The sequence below is a fragment of the Streptomyces sp. GESEQ-35 genome (assembly GCF_017948485.1).
GTDB lineage: Bacteria > Actinomycetota > Actinomycetes > Streptomycetales > Streptomycetaceae > Streptomyces.
Genome location: NZ_JAFFSX010000003.1, coordinates 489,180 through 509,615, shown reverse-complemented (window position 1 = coordinate 509,615; position 20,436 = coordinate 489,180). Strand labels below are relative to the sequence as shown.

At 67.4% G+C, this 20,436-nt stretch carries 15 protein-coding genes; 12 read left to right on the top strand and 3 right to left on the bottom strand.

Annotation, left to right across the window (positions count from 1 at the left end):
• Nucleotides 1-482 precede the first annotated feature (482 nt).
• Nucleotides 483-938 carry a DUF2690 domain-containing protein gene (locus KCH87_RS09340; RefSeq protein ID WP_210585453.1) on the top strand — a complete coding sequence of 152 codons (456 nt, stop codon included), beginning with the start codon at nucleotides 483-485 and terminating at the stop codon, nucleotides 936-938.
• A gap of 108 nt (nucleotides 939-1,046) precedes the next feature.
• Here KCH87_RS09340 and KCH87_RS09335 read toward each other — a convergent pair whose 3' ends face one another.
• Entirely contained in the window at nucleotides 1,047-3,728 is a 2,682-nt protein-coding gene (locus tag KCH87_RS09335; RefSeq protein WP_210585452.1) for a transglycosylase domain-containing protein, read from the bottom strand.
• Nucleotides 3,729-4,112: 384 nt separating this feature from the next.
• On the opposite strand from KCH87_RS09335, the gene KCH87_RS09330 reads away from it, so the two are divergent.
• The 4 genes from KCH87_RS09330 (at nucleotide 4,113) to KCH87_RS09315 (ending at nucleotide 7,908) form a co-directional block, all read left to right on the top strand.
• Nucleotides 4,113-4,793 (top strand): PadR family transcriptional regulator, encoded by a 681-nt coding sequence (locus tag KCH87_RS09330; RefSeq protein WP_210585451.1) that lies wholly within the window; start codon nucleotides 4,113-4,115, stop codon nucleotides 4,791-4,793.
• A gap of 44 nt (nucleotides 4,794-4,837) precedes the next feature.
• Nucleotides 4,838-5,920 (top strand): inositol-3-phosphate synthase, encoded by a 1,083-nt coding sequence (locus KCH87_RS09325; protein WP_210585450.1) that lies wholly within the window; start codon nucleotides 4,838-4,840, stop codon nucleotides 5,918-5,920.
• A gap of 79 nt (nucleotides 5,921-5,999) precedes the next feature.
• Complete coding sequence (locus tag KCH87_RS09320) at nucleotides 6,000-7,262, top strand: MFS transporter (RefSeq protein ID WP_210585449.1); 1,263 nt, start codon at nucleotides 6,000-6,002, stop codon at nucleotides 7,260-7,262.
• Nucleotides 7,263-7,383: 121 nt separating this feature from the next.
• Nucleotides 7,384-7,908: a hypothetical protein gene (locus KCH87_RS09315; RefSeq protein WP_210585448.1), complete on the top strand. Its 525-nt coding sequence runs from the start codon at nucleotides 7,384-7,386 to the stop codon at nucleotides 7,906-7,908.
• A gap of 101 nt (nucleotides 7,909-8,009) precedes the next feature.
• On the opposite strand, the gene KCH87_RS09310 is transcribed toward KCH87_RS09315, so the two are convergent.
• A complete protein-coding gene (locus KCH87_RS09310) occupies nucleotides 8,010-9,476 on the bottom strand; it encodes a CCA tRNA nucleotidyltransferase (RefSeq protein WP_210585447.1) in 1,467 nt (488 codons plus the stop codon).
• Between the two features lie 286 nt (nucleotides 9,477-9,762).
• On the opposite strand from KCH87_RS09310, the gene KCH87_RS09305 reads away from it, so the two are divergent.
• The 7 genes from KCH87_RS09305 to trxA all read left to right on the top strand — a co-directional run bounded on the left by KCH87_RS09305 (nucleotide 9,763) and on the right by trxA (nucleotide 19,481).
• Nucleotides 9,763-12,153: a DUF6049 family protein gene (locus KCH87_RS09305; protein WP_210585446.1), complete on the top strand. Its 2,391-nt coding sequence runs from the start codon at nucleotides 9,763-9,765 to the stop codon at nucleotides 12,151-12,153.
• 44 nt (nucleotides 12,154-12,197) lie between these two features.
• The gene (gene murJ / locus KCH87_RS09300; protein WP_210585445.1) at nucleotides 12,198-14,456 is read left to right on the top strand and encodes a murein biosynthesis integral membrane protein MurJ; all 2,259 of its coding nucleotides are present in this window, start codon (nucleotides 12,198-12,200) and stop codon (nucleotides 14,454-14,456) included.
• A 138-nt stretch (nucleotides 14,457-14,594) separates the two neighbouring features.
• Nucleotides 14,595-16,316, top strand: a complete 1,722-nt coding sequence (locus KCH87_RS09295) for a protein kinase family protein (protein WP_210585444.1) — start codon at nucleotides 14,595-14,597, stop codon at nucleotides 16,314-16,316.
• 31 nt (nucleotides 16,317-16,347) lie between these two features.
• Complete coding sequence (gene sigM / locus KCH87_RS09290; protein ID WP_210585443.1) at nucleotides 16,348-17,073, top strand: RNA polymerase sigma factor SigM; 726 nt, start codon at nucleotides 16,348-16,350, stop codon at nucleotides 17,071-17,073.
• Nucleotides 17,070-17,969, top strand: a complete 900-nt coding sequence (locus KCH87_RS09285; protein ID WP_210585442.1) for an anti-sigma factor — start codon at nucleotides 17,070-17,072, stop codon at nucleotides 17,967-17,969. Before sigM ends, KCH87_RS09285 begins: the two co-directional genes overlap by 4 nt.
• A 169-nt stretch (nucleotides 17,970-18,138) precedes the next feature.
• Nucleotides 18,139-19,107: a thioredoxin-disulfide reductase gene (gene trxB, locus KCH87_RS09280; protein ID WP_210585441.1), complete on the top strand. Its 969-nt coding sequence runs from the start codon at nucleotides 18,139-18,141 to the stop codon at nucleotides 19,105-19,107.
• A gap of 41 nt (nucleotides 19,108-19,148) precedes the next feature.
• Nucleotides 19,149-19,481 carry a thioredoxin gene (gene trxA, locus KCH87_RS09275; RefSeq protein ID WP_210585440.1) on the top strand — a complete coding sequence of 111 codons (333 nt, stop codon included), beginning with the start codon at nucleotides 19,149-19,151 and terminating at the stop codon, nucleotides 19,479-19,481.
• Nucleotides 19,482-19,556: 75 nt separating this feature from the next.
• On the opposite strand, the gene KCH87_RS09270 is transcribed toward trxA, so the two are convergent.
• The gene (locus tag KCH87_RS09270) at nucleotides 19,557-20,174 is read right to left on the bottom strand and encodes a GNAT family N-acetyltransferase (protein WP_210585439.1); all 618 of its coding nucleotides are present in this window, start codon (nucleotides 20,172-20,174) and stop codon (nucleotides 19,557-19,559) included.
• Nucleotides 20,175-20,436 lie beyond the last annotated feature (262 nt).

Sequence of the window (20,436 nt, the reverse complement as noted above, 5' to 3'; positions counted from 1 at the left end):
GTGAAACACCTGCGGATGTGGCGCAATTACGCCAGCTTTTCGCCCCAACATGCCCCATAGGCGAGCATCGTGGACCTTGCTCGTGCGGAGTTCTCGTCAGTAAAGTGAAGAAAGAGCGCGGAATTTACCACCACAGCCTGATGGTAGTTTCGATCACTGGGGGATCAGGAGTGCGTAACCAACCGTGTGCCGATGACTTGGATCTGGAAATCCTCCGCCTCATGCGGAACGGCCTCCCGGATCAAGCAATTGCCCAGCATCTCGCGTTGGGACACCGGACCATCCAACGCAGAGTGAACCGGTTGATGGAACATCTGGAAGCGCGTGGGCGATTTGCGCTCGGATTGCGTGTGAGTGAACTCGGGCTGTTGGACGAAGCCGCTTAACAAACACATGGCGATGGACGTAGCCGCAGCATATTCAGCCCCTTCATATGCCGCCCGGCAGCAACAGCTATGCAACCCTTCTTCGATGGAGGTTCAGTGAGAAAGAAACTGTCGGCCAGAGTTTCCGTGGTCGTCACCGCGGCCATGGCGGCCGTACTGATACCACTGGCCGGAACGTCATATGCCGCCTCGTGTTCCGGAACAGGCTGTGACAACAAGGGTCCGGTCACCTACGGCTGCGACGGCGACGCGGTGACCAAGAAGACGGTCTCCGACGGGATCAGGAAGGCGGAACTGCGATGGTCGGCAAGCTGCCAGGCCGCATGGGTTCGCGGGAGTGACCCGACCCCTGGCAACGACTTCTGGCCACACTATGCATGGATCGAGAAGCACAGCACGGCGAGCGGCCAGCCGCTGGTGAAGGCGCTGTACGTGACAATCCCCGATGGCGGCTCCGACTGGTCCAACATGCTCGGTGGATCGAATTACTACTACCGCGTCTGCCATGAGGACGGCGGCACGGGTGAGCTGTGGTGCAGCAGCTACTGGTAAACCCGGCCCTGCCGCGACATGACGAGGGCCCCGGAGTTGCTCCGGGGCCCTCGTCATTCCTGCCGTTGGCGACGAACGATGGTTCAGCCGTGCGCAGCAGGCCTTTTTTTAGCCGCTTGAGCCTCCAAAAAGGCCTCCGTTGCCGTTGCCGTTGTTTCCGCTCTCGTCGCCCGTCTCCGTGGCCGTTGGTGAGGACGTCACGCCGCCGTCCGTGCCTCCGGAGTCCGTACCGCCCGAGTCGGTGCCACCCGTTTCCTCACAGCCGAAGAAGCCGCAGGTCTCGGTCTCCGTGGGCGTGGGAGAGGTCAGGGACTCACTGGGCGTCGGAGTCGGCGTCGGGCTCTCCTCCTGCGTCTCCGTGATGGTGGGAGTCGGGGTCGGCGTCGGCTCGTTGACGATCTTGCCGATGGGCTTGGGCGTCGGGAAGTCCTCCGACGGCAGACCCTTCAGCGCTTCTTCCATGTAGTCGTGCCAGATCTCGGCCGGGAACGAAGCACCGTGGATCTTCTCCTGGCCACCCGTGCCGAACATCTTCAGGAACTCGCGGTTCTTCTGGGACTCGTCGTCGTCGTACCGGAACATCGTGATCGACGTGGACAGCTGCGGTGTGTAGCCGACGAACCAGGCGGACTTGTTGCCGTCCGTGGTACCGGTCTTGCCGGCCACATCACGGCCCTCCAGCTGGGCACTGGTACCCGTTCCGTCCTCGACGACCGTCTTCAGGACGTCCGTGACGTTGTCGGCGACATCCGAGGTGAACGCCTCATTGGTCGCCGTCTCGTGCGTGTAGACCGCGCCGTCCTTGCTCGTGACCTTCAGCACGGAGAACGGTTCGCGCTGCTTGCCGCTGGCCGCGAACGTGGCGTACGCACCCGCCATGCGGATCGCGCTGGGGTCGGACGTGCCGACGGAGAACGTCGGATAGTTGGTGCCGGCCAGGCTGTCCTCCTTGAGGCCCGCGTTCATGGAGGCCTCCTTCACCTTGTCCAGGCCGACGTCCATGCCGAGCTGCACAAAAGCGGAGTTCACCGACTCCCGCATCGCCTCACGGAGGTCGATCTGGTAGTCGGGTGGAGTGCCGTACGACTCGTCGCCGTCATTGACCTGCAGCCACTCTTTATCCTCCTCGTTCTTCCAGATATCTCCGTTGTAGTCCTTGATCTTGAGCTTGTTCTTGCCGCTGAAGAGGCTCTTCGGGGACACCTGGGTCCGCTCGTCCTGTGCTTGTGCCGCACCCAGCTCCGGATCCCGCACACCCCACGTCATCGCCGCCGCGAGCACGAACGGCTTGAACGTCGAACCGACCTGGGCGCCGGTGACGTCGGCGTTGTTGGTGAAGTGCTTGGTCGCGTCCTCACCGCCGTAGATGGCCTTGATCGCACCGGTCTTCGGGTCCACGGAGGCACCGCCGAACTGGACGTGTGTGTCCGTCTTCGGGCGCTTCTTCGGGTCGATGTTGGCCTTCTGGACCTTCTTGACCGAGTCCTCGAGCTCCTTGACCTTCTTCTTGTCGAAGGTCGTGTAGATCGAGTAGCCACCCTGCTCCAGATTGCTCTGCGTGATCTTCGTGTTGTTGACCAGATACGCCTTGGCAAGGTCGACGAGATAGCCGACCTGGCCGCTCAGCGCCGCGTTCGAGCGCGGACTCTGGGTCTTGGGGAGCTCGGTGTACTTGGCCCGCGTCGCGGCGTCCAGATGGCCGTACGCGACCATCTTGTCCAGGGTGTCCTGCATTTGAGCCTTGGCCCGCTTTTGGTTCGCCTCGGCACTGGCACCCACCGAGTCGATGGAGGGCGAACCCGCCGGGTCGTAATACGTGGCGCCCTTGAGAGTCGCCGCCAGGAAAGCGCACTGGCCCGGGTTCAGGTCGATGGCGTCCTTGTTGAAGTACGCGCGCGCGGCCGCCTGGATGCCGTAGGCCCCGCGGCCGTAGTACGCGGAGTTCAGGTAGCCCGCCATGATCTCGTCCTTGGAGAGCTGCGAGCCCACCTTGATGGACACGAAGATCTCCTGGAACTTCCGGGAGATGGTCTGCGACTGGTCGTTGAGCATCGCGTTCTTGACGTACTGCTGGGTGATCGTGGAGCCACCCTGTGTCTCGCCGCCCCTGGCCATGTTGAACACGGCGCGGCCGATGCCCTTCGGGTCGATGCCGCTGTCGGTGTAGAAGGTCTTGTTCTCCTGGGAGATGACGGCGTTCCGCATCGCCTCAGGGATTTGCGAGAGGTTGACGATCTGGCGGTTCGTCTCGCCACCCGTGGAGACCATCTCGCTGCCGTCGGACCAGTAGAAGACGTTGTTCTGTGCCTCTGCGGTCTTCTGGATGTCGGGGATGCCCACCATCGCGTATCCGATGCCCGCCACGGCAACCAGGCTGCCGAAGAAGCCGATGCACAGGCCGGAGACCAGCTTCCATGACGGCACCCAGCGCTGCCAGCCGTACTTACCGGCCCGCGGGTAGTCGATGATCCGCTTCCTGCCGGGAGGGACCGCACGCCCTCGGCCCCGTCCGGGACCGCCCGGACCGGCTCGCCGGCCGCCATGGCCGGGGTCGGCCGCTCTGCGGCGGCCGGCTCCGCTTCTCTGTGCCGCACGCCGGGCCTCGGCGCGGCCGCCGTACGGCCGCTCCTCGCCACCCGACCCGGAATCCGACCCGTACGCGTCGGAAGGAGACCCGGTGGCGCCTCGCGGTGCCGCGCGGCGGCCGGTGGGCAGGCTGGACTGGCCGCGTCGGGCCGCGGCACGTCCGCCTCCCTGCGGCTGCGGCGGTTTGCGACGGTGCTCGCTCATCGAACGACTACTCCTAGGGCAGGCGCACCGTGGCGCGCCTGGAAACGGCGGCAGGTTTCCGGTCCCCCCGAAGTACGGATGTGGTCGGTCCTGCATTCACCCGTACTGCACCGGGGACGAGGACGTCCCCAGGCGTCACTCGGTTCCCGGTGGTCTGCATGCCGCACAGACTACGCACCGTCAAAACCTACCGAGTCCCGAAGTTCACCCCAAAACAGGCAACTTACTTCCTACGAATCGGTGATGTGATCCCGTTCACCGTCCTCCCTCTTGTCGCATCCGCAAGGTCGTTCTATCGTCGTGATGTATCGAGTCGATACATCAGCTCGGCATAAAGACCGTCACGGCGCCCGTCTGGCGGGCCGCGGCAGAGAGGAGGCGACGATGAGCCGGCGTTCCGGGATCCTCGAGTTCGCCGTACTCGGCCTGCTCCGCGAATCCCCGATGCACGGCTATGAGCTGCGCAAACGACTCAACACATCACTGGGTGTGTTCCGTGCGTTCAGCTACGGGACGCTCTACCCCTGCCTCAAGACGCTGGTCGCCAACGGCTGGTTGATCGAAGAGCCGGGGAACACGTCCGAGGACGCCCTCGCCGCGCCCCTCGCCGGCCGCCGCGCCAAGATCGTCTACCGGCTGACGGCGGAAGGTAAGGAGCACTTCGAGGAACTGCTCTCGCAGACCGGGCCCGACGCGTACGAGGACGAGCACTTCGCTGCTCGCTTCGCCTTCTTCGGGCAGACGTCGCGCGACGTACGCATGCGCGTGCTCGAGGGGCGACGCAGCCGGCTGGAAGAGCGCCTGGAGAAGATGCGCGCCTCCCTGGCGCGCACCCGGGAGCGCCTCGACGACTACACGCTTGAGCTCCAGCGCCACGGGATGGAGTCCGTGGAGCGCGAAGTGCGCTGGCTGAACGAGCTCATCGAAAGTGAGCGGGCGGGCCGGGACCTGAAGGGTCCCGCCCACGGGGAAGCCGCTCGCGACACCACAGAGGGAGCGCCGGGCGTCCTGCCCCGGACCGGGGACACCCCCGGTCCGGATACGCCCGGCGACACCACCACGTGAGACCCCTGCCAGGGCCTCACTCGTACACACAGGGAGCAACCGGAATGGGTTCGGTTCGCGTAGCCATCGTCGGCGTCGGCAACTGCGCTGCGTCGCTGGTGCAGGGAGTCGAGTACTACAAGGACGCCGATCCGGCGTCGAGGGTCCCCGGCCTGATGCACGTCCAGTTCGGCGACTACCACGTCAGTGACGTGGAGTTCGTCGCCGCGTTCGACGTCGACGCGAAGAAGGTCGGCCTGGACCTCGCGGACGCCATCGGCGCCTCCGAGAACAACACCATCAAGATCTGCGACGTGCCGAACAGCGGCGTGACCGTCCAGCGCGGCCACACGCTCGACGGCCTCGGCAAGTACTACCGCGAGACCATCGAGGAGTCCGCCGAGGCGCCGGTCGACATCGTCCAGATCCTCAAGGACAAGCAGGTCGACGTCCTCGTCTGCTACCTGCCCGTCGGCTCCGAGGACGCGGCGAAGTTCTACGCCCAGTGCGCCATCGACGCCAAGGTCGCCTTCGTCAACGCCCTTCCGGTCTTCATCGCCGGCACCAAGGAGTGGGCGGACAAGTTCACCGAGGCGGGCGTCCCGATCGTCGGCGACGACATCAAGTCGCAGGTCGGCGCCACCATCACGCACCGCGTCATGGCGAAGCTGTTCGAGGACCGCGGCGTCGTGCTGGACCGCACGATGCAGCTGAACGTCGGCGGCAACATGGACTTCAAGAACATGCTGGAGCGCGACCGCCTGGAGTCCAAGAAGATCTCCAAGACGCAGGCCGTCACCTCCCAGATCCGCGACCGCGAGCTGGGCGCGGACAACGTCCACATCGGCCCGTCCGACTACGTCGCCTGGCTCGACGACCGCAAGTGGGCGTACGTCCGTCTCGAGGGCCGCGCCTTCGGTGACGTCCCGCTGAACCTGGAGTACAAGCTCGAGGTCTGGGACTCCCCGAACTCCGCCGGCGTCATCATCGACGCCCTGCGCGCCGCGAAGATCGCCAAGGACCGCGGCATCGGCGGCCCGATCCTGTCGGCGTCGAGCTACTTCATGAAGTCCCCGCCGGTCCAGTACTTCGACGACGAGGCGCGGGAGAACGTGGAGAAGTTCATCAAGGGCGAGGTCGAGCGCTAAAGACCCAGGTCTTGCTCGAAATTGAGGGTCCCCGGGGCACTCCGCTCGGGGACCCTCCCCGTATGTGAGGCTGTGCCCCATGGCCGTCGTCCGTGACCTGCGCGTCCTCCTGCGCTTCCAGGGCTTCCGACGCCTGCTCGCCGTACGCCTGCTCTCCCAGGGAGCCGACGGTGTCTACCAGGTCGCACTCGCCTCCTACGTCGTCTTCTCTCCGGAGAAGCAGACCTCGGCCACCGCGATCGCCTCCGCGATGGCGGTCCTGCTCCTCCCGTACTCCCTGGTGGGCCCCTTCGCCGGCGTCCTGCTGGACCGCTGGCGCCGCCGTCAGGTTCTGCTGTACTGCGGCCTGCTGCGTGCCCTGCTCGCCACGGCGACGGCCGCCCTGATGGTCAGCCACGTCCCGGACTGGCTCTTCTACGTCTCCGCCCTGTGCGTCACCGCCGTCAACCGCTTCGTCCTCGCGGGCCTGTCCGCCGCACTGCCCCGCGTGGTCGACACGGACCGACTGGTGATCGCCAACTCCTTGTCCCCGACTGCCGGAACGCTCGCCGCGACCGCCGGCGGCGGCCTCGCCTTCGTCGTACGGCTCCTGTTCGCGGACTCCGACGCGGCGGTGGTGCTGCTGGGCGCCGTGCTGTACCTGTGCGCCGGGCTGGCCTCGCTGCGGATCTCCCGGGAACTGCTGGGCCCCGACCGGGAAATGGTCCAGCCCCGCCTCAGAGCGGCACTCTCCGGCACCGCGCGCGACCTGACGGCAGCCGTACGTCATCTCGCCGCGCCACAGCGCCGGGAGGCGACGTGGGCGCTGTGCGCGATGACGATGATGAGGTTCTGCTACGGCGCCCTGACGGTCATGGTGCTGATGCTCTGCCGGTACGCCTTCACCTCCACCTCGGAGGACGGACTCGCCCTGCTGGGCCTGGCGTTGGCCATTTCCGGCGCCGGCTTCTTCGCGGCGGCGGTACTGACTCCCTGGGCGGCGGGTCGTCTCGGCCCCGGCCGCTGGATCGTCGTGTGCGCGGCGGCGGCCTCGGTCCTGGAACTCGCTCTCGGCCTGCCCTTCGCCACAACACCCATACTGGTCGCGGCATTCGTCCTGGGCCTCACCACCCAAGGCGCGAAGATCGCCACGGACACGATCGTGCAGTCCTCGGTCGACGACGGCTTCCGTGGCCGGGTCTTTTCGGTCTACGACGTCCTGTTCAACGCCGCGTTCGTCGGCGCCGCCGCTGTCGCCGCCGTGATGCTGCCCCCGGACGGCCGGTCGGTGCCGCTGGTGGTCACAGTCGCCGTTATCTACGGGGCAGTTGCTTCCACTATGTCCAGACTTGAACGCCAGTAAGTGTCACATCAATGACACAGAGCCACTCCTCGCCACAGAGTTGTCAGTGGGGACCGGTAACTTACGTGCGTCTTATTTCGCGCCATGTTCGCGTCATGCATCCAGTTCCAGGGGGACCTCAGTGACAACTCCGCCGCCTCAGGGCCAGAACCCATTCGCGCAGGGCCAGAACCCTTACGCCCAGCCCCAGGGTCAGGCCCCGTACCCGCCCCAGGGCAGCTACCCGCAGCAGCCCGGCCAGCCCGGCTTCCCCCAGCAGGGCGCCGCGCCGTACCCGCCGGTCCCGCCGGAGCAGCCCCGCCGCAGGGCCAGCTTCAAGTTGATCAGGAACATAGTGATCGCCGTAGCCATCATCGGCGCGGTCATCGGCAGCATCATTGCCAGCCAGGATGACGCCAAGACGGCCGCGGTGGGCGACTGCATGCACCGCGGAAGCACCAACAACAACGAGCCGGACCTCGAAGTCGTCGAGTGCAGCTCTTCGGACGCCCAGTACGTGGTGCTGGCCAAGATCGAAGGTTCCTACACCACCGACGCCGCGGCCAGCACCCAGTGCGAGGCCAAGACCAAGGACTTCCAGTACGTGTACACCGAGAGCGGCGACAGCAGCGACTTCCTGCTCTGCCTGAAGGACTACACGAAGTAGGACAGGCACTCAGAGGGGCAATGTTTCACGTGAAACACCGCCCCTCGGCGCGTCTCGGGCGGGGCAATGTTTCACGTGAAACATTGCCCCGTTTCACGCACTCAGCCCTGCTCGGCCCACCACTCCTTGAGCACCGCCACTGCCGCGTCGTACGCCATCGGCCCGTTCTCCAGGCGAAGCTCCAGCATGTGCTTGTACGCACGCCCGATGGCCGGCCCAGGGCCGACACCCAGGATTTCCATGATCTGGTTGCCGTCGAGATCGGGACGGATCGCGTCCAGCTCTTCCTGCTCCTGGAGTTGCGCGATCCGCTCTTCCAGGCCGTCATAGGCACGCGCGAGCGTGGCCGCCTTGCGCTTGTTGCGGGTCGTGCAGTCCGAGCGGGTCAGTTTATGGAGGCGGTCGAGGAGGGGGCCGGCATCACGGACGTAGCGGCGGACCGCGGAGTCCGTCCACTCTCCGGTGCCGTAGCCGTGGAAACGCAGGTGGAGCTCGACCAGACGGGAAACATCCTTCACGAGCTCGTTGGAGTACTTCAGCGCCGTCATTCGCTTCTTGGTCATCTTCGCGCCGACCACTTCGTGGTGGTGGAAGGAGACCCCGCCGTCCTTTTCGAAGCGACGGGTGCGCGGCTTGCCGATGTCATGCAGGAGCGCAGCCAGGCGGAGGGTGAGGTCGGGGCCGTCGTCCTCAAGCTCGATCGCCTGCTCCAGAACGATCAGCGTGTGGTCGTAGACATCCTTGTGCCGGTGATGCTCGTCGCGCTCCAGGCGGAGTGCCGGAAGCTCGGGGAGCACATGGTCGGCGAGCCCGGTGTCGACCAGCAACGTCAGTCCCTTGCGGGGGTGCGCGGACAGGATCAGCTTGTTCAGCTCCTCCCTGACTCGCTCGGCCGAGACGATCTCGATACGCTCCGCCATTTCCTTCATCGCCGTGACGACCTCGGGAGCCACCTCGAAGTCAAGCTGCGCGGCGAAGCGCGCGGCCCGCATCATTCGCAGCGGATCGTCCGAGAAGGACTCCTCAGGGGTGCCCGGGGTGCGGAGCACACGCTCAGAGAGGTCCTTGAGACCGCCGTGCGGATCGATGAACTCCTTCTCCGGGAGCGCAACCGCCATCGCGTTCACCGTGAAGTCACGCCGGACGAGGTCCTCCTCGATGGAGTCGCCGTACGACACCTCGGGCTTGCGTGAGGTTCGGTCGTACGCCTCGGACCGGTAGGTGGTCACCTCGATCTCAAAGCGTCGATCAGCGTCTCCGACGCGGGCATCCTTCTGCACCCCGACGGTCCCGAAGGCGATTCCGACCTCCCACACGGCGTCCGCCCACGGTCGGACGATCTTCAGTACGTCCTCGGGTCGGGCATCCGTCGTGAAGTCGAGGTCGTTGCCGAGCCGGCCGAGCAACGCGTCCCTGACCGATCCGCCGACCAAGGCGAGTGAGAACCCGGCCTCCTGGAAGCGGCGGGCGAGGTCGTCGGCGACAGGAGCGACCCGCAGCAGTTCACTGACCGCGCGGTGCTGCACCTGGCTCAGGGCACTGAGGTTGTCTTCGTTGGCGTTCGGCACAACAGAAGAGGGTACGTGGCGCGGGCGGCCCAGAGCGCCCCCATTATGGAGGGGACCGGCGGCTCGCCCAAAAGTGACTGGCACCTCGCCTCCCTGATACCCGCACAAGATCTGTCCTGGCAACGTGCGGCAGACGCTCCTCTTTATACGGGCATATACGGGACAGCCCGGCGGCGTCCCCCGATCTTGTGGAGCGGTCCGCGGCACTTCCCCTCAGCGCGCATCGTTACCATGCGTGGGCGGACATTCCGACGACCACTGACGACGACGAGGGACGGACGAGCGCGTGGCCGAGGCGGCAGACTTCCAGGGGACCCGTCCCTCACCTGCCCGCCGGTGGCTGCGGCGCACGGGAGCAGTGCTCGCCGGGGCGCCCCTGCTGGCCGGGCTGCTCCAGCTGCCTGCCGCCATGCCCGCGGGCGCCGCCGGACAGACCTCCGCGAAGGCCGCCTCGGGCTCGAGCACAGTGGCCATCGCTCTCGACTCGCTCAGCCCCAGCGCCCCCGTCGAGGGCGACACCCTGACCGTGTCCGGCACCGTGACCAACAACGGCAAGCAGGCCGTCACCGGCGCCGAGGTCGATCTGCGCCTGGGCCCCCGGCTGACCACCCGCTCGGCCATCGACACCGCCGCCCAGCGCACCGGCTACCAGGAGGGCGCCGACGGCACGCCGGTCGGCGAGGACTACGTCGAGGAGTTCTCGAAGCTCACGCCGGGCGTATCCGAGCGCTTCAGCATCGCCGTACCCGTCGACAAGCTGGACCTCGGCCCGGACGGGGTCTACCAGTTCGCCGTCTCCCTCTCCGGCGAGACCTCCGCGCAGCCGTGGCAGCAGGTGCTCGGCATCGAGCGGACGTTCCTGCCCTGGCAGCCCGGGGAGGCCGACACCAGGACGAAGACGACCGTCCTGTGGCCGCTCGTCTCCACGGTCCACATGACGGCGGAGACGGGGTCGAACGAGCAGCAGACTCCGGTCTTCCTCAACGACGACCTCGCCAAGGAGATCTCCCCCGGGGGCCGGCTGGACCAGCTCCTGTCGCTGGGCAAGAACCTCGACGTCACCTGGGTGATCGACCCGGACCTGCTGGCCTCGGTCGATGCGATGACGCGCGGCTACCGGGTGAAGAACGACGACGGCACCACCACGGCCGGCACCCGTCAGGCGGTGGCGAAGAAGTGGCTTGCCTCGCTCCAGGAAGCGGTGGTCGACAAGGAGGTCGTCGCCCTGCCCTTCGCCGACCCCGACCTGGCCTCCCTCGCTCACAACGGCACCAGCGTCACCGGTTCGCTGAGTCACCTCAAGGAAGCCACCGACGTCGTCGCCAACACGGTGGAGACGATCCTCCACGTGGAACCGATCACGGACTTCGCCTGGCCCGTGGACGGCGCCGTCGATCCGTCGATCGTGAAGGTCGCCACGTCGGCCGGCGCCGACAAGGTGATCGCGCGCAGTGACAGCCTGGAGGAGACGGGCGGCCTGCCGTACACGCCCTCGGCGGCGCGTCCGATCGGCGGTGGCACAACGGCGGTGGTCGCGGACGCACGGCTGTCGACGGGCTTCCAGGGCGACATGACGAAGGCGTCGGCGTCCACGCTCGCCGTACAGAAGTTCCTCGCCCAGAGCCTCACGATGAACCTCCAGACGGACAATCAGCGCAGCATCGTCGTCGCCCCGCAGCGCATGCCGACGGGCCGACAGGCCCAGGCGATGGCCGAGGCGGTGACGGCGCTCCAGAGCGGCTCCTGGTCCGAGTCCCAGGAACTCACGGCGACCGCAGCCGCGGAGCCGGACGAGGGCGCCACCACGGAGGTGCCCTCCAGCTCCGCCTACCCCTCGTCGCTGCGCAAGCAGGAGCTGCCCCGGTCGGCCTTCGAGCAGATCGCGTCCACGCAGAACAAGCTGGACAACTTCAAGGTGATCCTCTCCGACCAGTCCCGTGTGGTGACCCCCTTCGGGCGGGCGATGAACCGCGAGATGTCCACGTCGTGGCGCGGCCGGGCCGACACCGCGTTGAGCTTCCGGACCGACGTGGAGTCCTATCTCGAGTCACTCGTCGGTCAGGTCACGTTGATCGAGAAGTCCGAGACCAAGCTCTCCGGACGCAGTGCCACCATCCCCGTGACGGTGCAGAACAACCTGGTGCAGGGCGTCGAGCACCTGGTTCTGCGCCTCACCTCGACCAACCCGAACCGGCTCCAGATCGGCGGCGCCACCTACGAGGAACAGCCCGTCACGGTCTCCGGCGGGCACAGCCAGACGGTGAAGTTCACCACCTCGGCCAAGGCCAACGGCCGGGCCACGGTGATCGCCCAGCTGTACACGGAGGACGGCCAGGCGTACGGCCGACAGGTCACCTTCGACGTGAAGGTCACCGAGATCACGGCCACCGTGATGCTGGTCATCGGCGGTGGTGTCCTCCTGCTCGTCCTGGCCGGCTTCCGGATGTACACCCAGCGCAAGCGCGCCGCCGCCCGCGAGGCCGACGGGGACGGCCCCGACGCGGCAGGCGAGGGTGAGGACGGCCCGCAGAACCCCGGGGGCCCCGAAGACCGTCTCAAGAAGGAGTCCGGCGCCCGGCCCCAAGCAGGCGACCCGGAGCAGCCGAGTGACCCGGCACCGGACACCCCAGCGGAAAGCACAGACCCGTCCGGCACGGGTGAGAGAGTGGACCGTTGAGGATGTCGTGGCCGGTCGGCCCGGGACGATGAGGTGGGGTAACCATGAACGCGCCGTACGACGGTGACGGCGGCCAGGCCGCGGGCAGCTCGGGCCATCCCGAGGGCCAGCCGCCCGAGCACGGCCAGGTACCGCCGGAGCCTCCCGCGGACATGTACCTCCAGGACGCCTACGACCAGGACCCCTACCGGGCGCAGGACCTCTCGGCCCAGGACCCGGTCGCCGAGGCGCTCTACGACCGTGCCGCACACCCGCCGCCGCCCCCGGGCACGTACCCGCCGCCGCAGCAGCTCTACGCCCAGCCGCCGCAGTCGCCGTACGCCCCCGACCCGCGCGTGTGGGCCCAGACCCCGGCACCCGAGCCGGACGGCGCGACCCAGTACCTGCCGTACGGCGACGATCCCCGCACCACCCAGTACGTGGGCGTCGACGACCTCGTCACCCACTCCTCCGAGGAACGCCACGAGCCGGACGCCTTCGCGCATCTCTTCCGGGACCAGCAGCAGGGCAGTGGCCATCCCCAGTACGAGCCCCCGTCGGTACCCGGCCCGTCCCCGGCGCCGGGACAGTACGGCCAGCCCGCGCCAGGACAGTACGGTCAGTACCCCGCGGCGACGCCGCCTCCTCTTGCGGACGAGGCACCCGCTCCCGCCCCGGCGGCGACCAGGAAGGGCGGCCGGGCGGGCGGCCTGCTGAAGTCGAGTGCCGTGATGGCGGCGGGCACGATGGTCTCCCGTCTCACCGGTTTCATCCGCTCCGCGCTGATCGTCTCCGCGCTGGGCCTCGGCCTTCTCGGCGACTCCTTCCAGGTCGCCTACCAGCTGCCGACGATGATCTACATCCTGACCGTCGGCGGTGGTCTCAACTCCGTCTTCGTGCCGCAGCTCGTGCGCGCCATGAAGGACGACGAGGACGGCGGCCAGGCATACGCCAACCGTCTGCTGACCCTCGTGGTGGTCGCCCTCGGCGTACTTACCGGACTCGCGATGTTGGCGGCGCCGCTTCTGGTCCGCATGCTGTCGAACCCGATCGCCAGCAACCCCGAGGCCAACGAGGTCGCCGTCACCTTCACTCGCTACTTCCTGCCCTCGATCTTCTTCATGGGCATTCACGTGGTGATGGGACAGATCCTCAACGCCCGTGGAAAGTTCGGCGCGATGATGTGGACCCCGGTCCTCAACAACATCGTCATCATCGTGACGCTCGGGATGTTCATCTGGGTGTACGGCACCTCGGGGACTTCCGGGATGGACGTCACGAACATCCCGCCGGAGGGCCAGCGGCTCCTGGGCATCGGTGTCCTGCTCGGCCTCGTCGTGCAGGCCCTTGCGATGATCCCGTACCTGCGCGAGACCGGGTTCCGGCCGCGGCTGCGCTTCGACTGGAAGGGCCACGGCCTGGGCAAGGCCGCGATGCTCGCCAAGTGGACCTTCTTCTTCGTCCTCGCCAACCAGGCGGGTGCCATGGTCGTCACCCAGCTGTCAACCGCGGCCGGTGTGGACTCGGACGTCAAGGGCACCGGCTTCGCCGCTTACGCCAACGCCCAGCTCATCTGGGGCCTGCCGCAAGCCATCATCACGGTCTCCCTGATGGCGGCTCTGCTCCCGCGGATCTCGCGGTCGGCCGCCGAGAGCGACGCCGGTGCCGTGCGGGACGACATCTCCCAGGGGCTGCGCACAACGGCCGTCGCGATCGTCCCGATCGCCTTCGGCTTCGTCGCTCTCGGCATCCCGATGTGCACGCTGATCTTCGGCTCCTCGGGCACCAGCGAGGCGACGAACATGGGATACATGCTGATGGCCTTCGCCCTCGGCTTGATCCCGTACTCCGTGCAGTACGTCGTCCTGCGGGCCTTCTACGCCTACGAGGACACCCGGACCCCCTTCTACAACACGGTCATCGTGGCCGCGGTGAACGCGAGCGCCTCGGCCGCCTGTTACTTCCTGATCCCGGCCCGCTGGGCCGTCGTCGGCATGGCCGCCTCGTACGGCCTCGCGTACGCAATCGGCGTCGGTGTTGCCTGGAGCCGGCTGCGCAAGCGCCTGGGCGGCGACCTGGACGGCACCCGGGTGATGCGGACGTACGCCCGGCTCTGCATCGCCTCGATCCCCGCGGCAGTGCTCAGCGGCGCAGCCTGCTACGGCATCGGCCACTCGCTCGGCCAGGGCGTGGCAGGCTCCTTCGCCGCGATCCTCGTCGGCGGAGCCGTACTGCTCGGGGTCTTCTTCATCGCCGCCCGTCGCATGCGCATCGAGGAGCTGAATTCGCTCGTCGGCATGGTCCGCGGGCGTCTGGGGCGCTAGGTCGGGGGTAGGCGCACAACCATCGACCGCCACCGTGTGTCGTGCATAGCGGCGGACTGTGGGCACAATTGGTTTCGGTGTCGGACGGCGCGCACGGAAGTCGAACGGCGCGCAATGAATGGGGAGGCAGGAACGACGGTGGCGGATCGGAGTACGGCTGCCGTCGACGTGGCAGACAACAGCGGTGACGAGCCGCTGACCGCACAGGCGGACCAGTCCACGGCCGACGGGGTGGTCAAGAATCGGGAGCTGGACACGGACACCGACGAGGCACAGGGGAGCGGCGGGACCGAGCGTCCCGAAAAGGCCTCACCGCCCGAGCTGCACAGCGGTCACAAGCTCGCCAGACGCTACCGCCTCGAGGAGTGCGTCACCCGTCTGGACGGATTCAGCAGCTGGCGGGCGGTGGACGAGAAACTCCGTCGCGCTGTCGGCGTCCACATCCTGCCCGCGGATCACACGCGGGCGCGTTCCGTCCTCGCGGCGGCCCGCTCCTCGGCCCTGCTCGGTGATCCCCGGTTCGTCCAGGTCCTCGATGCCGTCGAGGAGAACGATCTCGTCTACGTCGTCCACGAATGGCTTCCCGACGCCGTCGAGTTGACCTCGCTGCTCGCCCCCGGGCCGCTGGAACCGCACGACGCGTATCAGATGGCCAGCCATGTGGCCGCCGCGATGGCCGCCGCGCACCGCGAGGGTCTGGCCCATCTGCGTCTCAACCCCAACGCGGTCCTGCGCACCTCTTCCGGTCAGTGGCGGATCCGCGGCCTTGCCGTGAACGCCGCGTTGCGCGGCATCAGTTCGGACACGCCGCAGCGCACGGACACGGAGTCCATCGGCGCCCTGCTGTACGCGGCGCTCACCCAGCGCTGGCCGTACGAGAGCGATGCCTACGGCCTGTCCGGGCTGCCCAAGGACGTCGGGCTGATCGCCCCCGACCAGGTGCGGGCCGGCGTCCACCGCGGTCTGTCCGAGCTCGCCATGCGCGCGCTCGCCAACGACGGAGCGACCGCTTCCCGTCACGAGTCCCCGTGCACCACGCCGGAGGAACTGGTGAAGGCGGTCGGCGAGATGCCCCGCATCCGCCCGCCTGAGCCGACGTTCACCGCCCCGCCCGAGTACCAGCGCACGACGTACCAGCAGGGCACGTACGGCCGTCAGGCGCCGCGCCCCGGAGCCCCCCAACCGGTGCAGGCGCCACCCCCTCCGCTACAGAGCCGTACCGGCAAGGCTCTGAAGTGGGCCGTCTCTGCCCTTTTGATCGCGGCCCTGGGACTGGGCAGCTGGCAGCTCGCCGATGCGCTCATGGACCAGGGCAACAAGTCCGACGACACCGACCAGACGCAGACGACGGACGACAACGACAAGAACGGCGACCAGGGCAAGCCGACCGAATCGCTCGGCATCAAGGGTGCCCAGGAGTACGTGGCCGGAGGCGATGCCCAGCATCCCGGCGATGTGGACCTGACGTACGACGACAGCTCATCGACGGGGTGGCGGACCAACAGCTACAACGACGGCCCGAAGATACTGATCAAGCCCGGTGTCGGCATCGTCTACGACCTCGGCTCCGCCCAGGAGGTGTCGACCGCGTCGCTCTCCCTCCGCTACGGCGGCCCTCACACCACCGTCGAGCTGTACGCGACGGACTCACTGGATTCCTCCACGCCCCTGAGCTCGATGAAGGAGCTGGGCGAGGTGACCACGAGCAGCACCTCCGCAAAGGTGACGGTCGACAAGCCGGAGAAGAGCCGCTACGTGCTGGTCTGGCTGACAGCGATGCCCTATTCGGGAGAGGATTCCGCCAACTACAGCCAGCCCGGCTACAAGCAGGCCATCACCGACGTGAAGTTCGCAGGCTGACGGCCCGCCGCGTCCCAGGGGAGGAGGTCCGATGGCAGATGGCACCGCATACGGCGACGCAAGCGATCAGGACCTCCTCGCTCGCCATGTGGAAGGCGACCCCGACGCCTTCGGCGAGATCGTACGGCGCCACCGTGACCGACTCTGGGCCGTGGCCCTGCGGACGCTGGGCGACCGCGAGGAGGCCGCTGACGCGGTGCAGGACGCCCTCGTCTCCGCCTACCGGGCCGCCCACACCTTCCGGGGCCAGTCGGCCGTCACGACGTGGCTCCATCGCATCACGGTGAACGCCTGCCTCGACCGCGCCCGCAAGGCGGCCTCACGCAAGACCTCTCCCGTCGATGACACCGAACGCCTGGAGCAACTGCTGGAGCCGCATGAGTCGGCCTCGGCCCCCGCGGAGCGCAAGGATCTGCACCGCCAGCTCCTCGAAGCACTCGGTACGCTTCCACCCGACCAGCGCGCGGCCCTCGTTCTGGTGGACATGCAGGCCTACCCGGTCGCCGAAGCCGCCAGAATCCTCGATGTACCGACCGGCACCGTGAAGAGCCGCTGTGCCCGGGGCAGAGCGCGACTCCTCCCCCTTCTCACCCATCTGAGGCCGGAAAACGCCGACGACGACAGAGAACCCGGCCGGGGACGGAACCGGCCGCACGGGACATCCGTCCCACCGGCAGCGGAACCACAGGACCCCGGTTCACGCGATACAGGACCCAGTGATTCAGCTGCTGTGAAGGGCGGAGGTGGGCGAGCGTGACATCCACGACAGACACGGCCGGGCACCCGGACGTCGCCGAGATCTCCGACCTCACCGAGGGCGTGCTCCCGCCGTCAAGGACCGCAGACGTACGGCGACATCTGGACGAGTGCGAGCTCTGCGCTGACGTCCACGCATCGCTCGCAGAGATCCGGGACCTGCTCGGAACGCTGCCGGATGCACAGCGCATGCCCGACGACGTTGCCGGCCGCATCGATGCCGCCCTCGCCGCTGAGGCCCTTCTCCATGCCACCGCGCCCGGTGCCGTGAATGCCCCAGCACCCGTCGGCACTCCCACGCCCGACGACCACGCTCATGTTTCACGTGAAACATCGGCATCGGCAGACCGCCCCACAGGGCACGCCCGTACGACGACCACCGGCCCGGGCCGCAAGGAACGCAAGCGAGGCGGGCGCCGCAAGGCCACCGTTCTTGGCGCCGTCTTCGCAGTGGCCGCTCTGGGATTCGGTTCCGTGCTGCTGACATCGTTGAATGACGGCAAGCCGTCCGGTGATACGGCCAACGCCGCGGACACCTTCTCCGAGGGGAAGCTGGAGAACCAGGTCGCCGATCTGGTCGCCGAGAGCCAGGGCTCCGGGAACGGCTCCCGGGCCCCGCACAGTCTGGGGGCGCAGACGGCTCCCAACAGCGACGGCCCTCGAGTCTTCAAGCAGCCCACAGTCCCGCCGTGCATCCAGCAGGGCATCGGCAGCAACGACATGGCTATCGCAACCCAGGACGGTACCTACCAGGGGACCGACGCCATGCTCGTGGTGCTGCCCGACCCCTCCGATGCCACCCGGGTCATCGCCTATGTCATGGATGCCACCTGTGTCGCCCACCCGTCGTCCGACACGGCCAAGGTCCTGCTGAAGCACTCCTACACGCGTTCCTGAGCCCGGACGCTTCGTCTTCGTCCTACGTGGTATCCCGTACGGTGTTTCCCTCTTCGTGTGCCCGGACACACCGGGAATGCACGCCCCTTAGGATCCGTTGGGTGGGGTGAGAGTTCCGCGAGGGCTCCACCGGCCGTACTGACGCAGTCCAGAGACGAGGAATCAAGTCGTGAGCGACGTCCGTAACGTGATCATCATCGGCTCAGGGCCCGCCGGCTACACGGCGGCGCTGTACACCGCACGCGCGTCGCTGAAGCCGCTGGTGTTCGAGGGCGCCGTCACCGCGGGTGGCGCCCTGATGAACACCACCGACGTGGAGAACTTCCCGGGCTTCCAGGACGGCATCATGGGTCCCGAGCTCATGGACAACATGCGCGCCCAGGCCGAGCGCTTCGGTGCCGAGCTTGTCCCGGACGATGTGGTGGCTGTCGACCTGGCCGGTGAGATCAAGACCGTGACGGACACCGCGGGCACGGTCCACCAGGCGAAGGCCGTGATCGTCGCCACCGGCTCGCAGCACCGCAAGCTGGGCCTGCCGAACGAGGACGCGCTCTCCGGGCGCGGTGTCTCCTGGTGTGCCACCTGCGACGGCTTCTTCTTCAAGGACCAGGACATCGCCGTGATCGGCGGCGGCGACACCGCGATGGAAGAGGCCACGTTCCTCTCCCGCTTCGCCAAGTCCGTGACCGTCGTCCACCGCCGCGACACCCTGCGTGCCTCCAAGGCGATGCAGGAGCGCGCCTTTGCCGACCCGAAGATCAAGTTCGTCTGGGACAGCGAGATCGCCGAGGTTCAGGGCGACCAGAAGCTGTCGGGCCTGAAGCTGCGCAACGTCAAGACGGGCGAGCTCTCGGACCTGCCGGTGACCGGCCTGTTCATCGCGATCGGCCACGACCCGCGCACCGAGCTCTTCAAGGGCCAGCTCGACCTGGACGAGGAGGGCTACCTGAAGGTAGGCGCTCCGTCGACGCGCACCAACCTGACTGGTGTCTTCGGCGCCGGTGACGTGGTGGACCACACCTACCGCCAGGCGATCACCGCGGCGGGCACGGGCTGCTCCGCCGCTCTCGACGCCGAGCGCTACCTCTCCGCCCTCGCGGACGAGGAGAAGGCCGAGCCCGAGAAGACCTCTGTCTGACCCCCATCCGCCCCACGCACCAACCAGTTAAGGAGCCCGCCGTGGCCGGCACCCTCAAGCACGTAACCGACGACTCTTTCGAGCAGGACGTCCTCAAGAGCGACAAGCCCGTTCTGGTGGACTTCTGGGCCGCCTGGTGCGGTCCGTGCCGCCAGATCGCGCCGTCCCTCGAGGCGATCGCCGCCGAGTACGGCGACAAGATCGAGATCGTCAAGCTGAACATCGACGAGAACCCGGGTACGGCCGCCAAGTACGGCGTCATGTCCATCCCGACGCTGAACGTCTACCACAACGGCGAGGTCGCCAAGACCATCGTCGGCGCGAAGCCGAAGGCCGCGATCGTCCGCGACCTTGAGGACTTCATCGCCGAGTAGTCGATGTTTCACGTGAAACACGAATGGGCCAACCCTTCCGGGGTTCGGCCCATTCGTGTTTCACGTGAAACGCCTCTACAGCGGCCGCAGCACCGGCTCCTTCTGCACCGCCCCCAGTAGCCGGTCCAATGCCATCTCCACGTCTTCCTTCCAGGAGAGGGTCGTCCGCAGTTCCAGACGCAGACGCGGATATGTGGGGTGGGGCCGAACCGTCTTGAAGCCCACGGCCGTCAGATGATCGGCGGGCAGAACGCAGGCAGGCTCCGACCAACGAGCGTCCCCGAAGGCTTCGATCGCCCTGAAGCCCCGACGCAGCAGATCCTTGGCGACCGTCTGAACCATCACTCGGCCCAGCCCCTGCCCCTGGTAGCCCGGCATGATGAACGCGGTCATCAACTGCACGGCGTCGGGTGAGACAGGGCTCGTGGGAAATGCTGTCGCGCGAGGGACGTATGCGGGGGGAGCGTAGAGCACAAAGCCCACGGGCACGTCGTCGACGTACACGACACGGCCGCAGGACCCCCAGTCCAGCAGGACTGCGGAGATCCAGGCCTCCTTCTCCAGGGCCGGGGTGCCCGCCTTTACCGCTGCTTCGCCGCTGACTGGGTCCAGCTCCCAGAAGACACACGTGCGACAGCGCTTGGGAAGGTCCTGAAGGTTGTCCAGCGTGAGCGGTACGAGCCGGCGCCCCATGAAGGCTGTTCCTCGCTTCCTTCTCCCGCCGCGTCGCGGGCGGCCGTCAGTGCGCTTCGCTCCCGGAGCAGGCTGCCGACGAATCCGCCGACCGCGCCCAGCCCCAAGCCCGCGCTCACCAGTCCGGTGCGGCTCACCGTTCGCATGGCCTCTGCCTCCCCTGAGAGGTGCTGCCGGGTGGATGCGCCATACCCGAACGCATCGTATCCACGATGCGATTCCATCGATACTGCCAAAAAGCAAAGAGCAGGCCGTGTTCCGG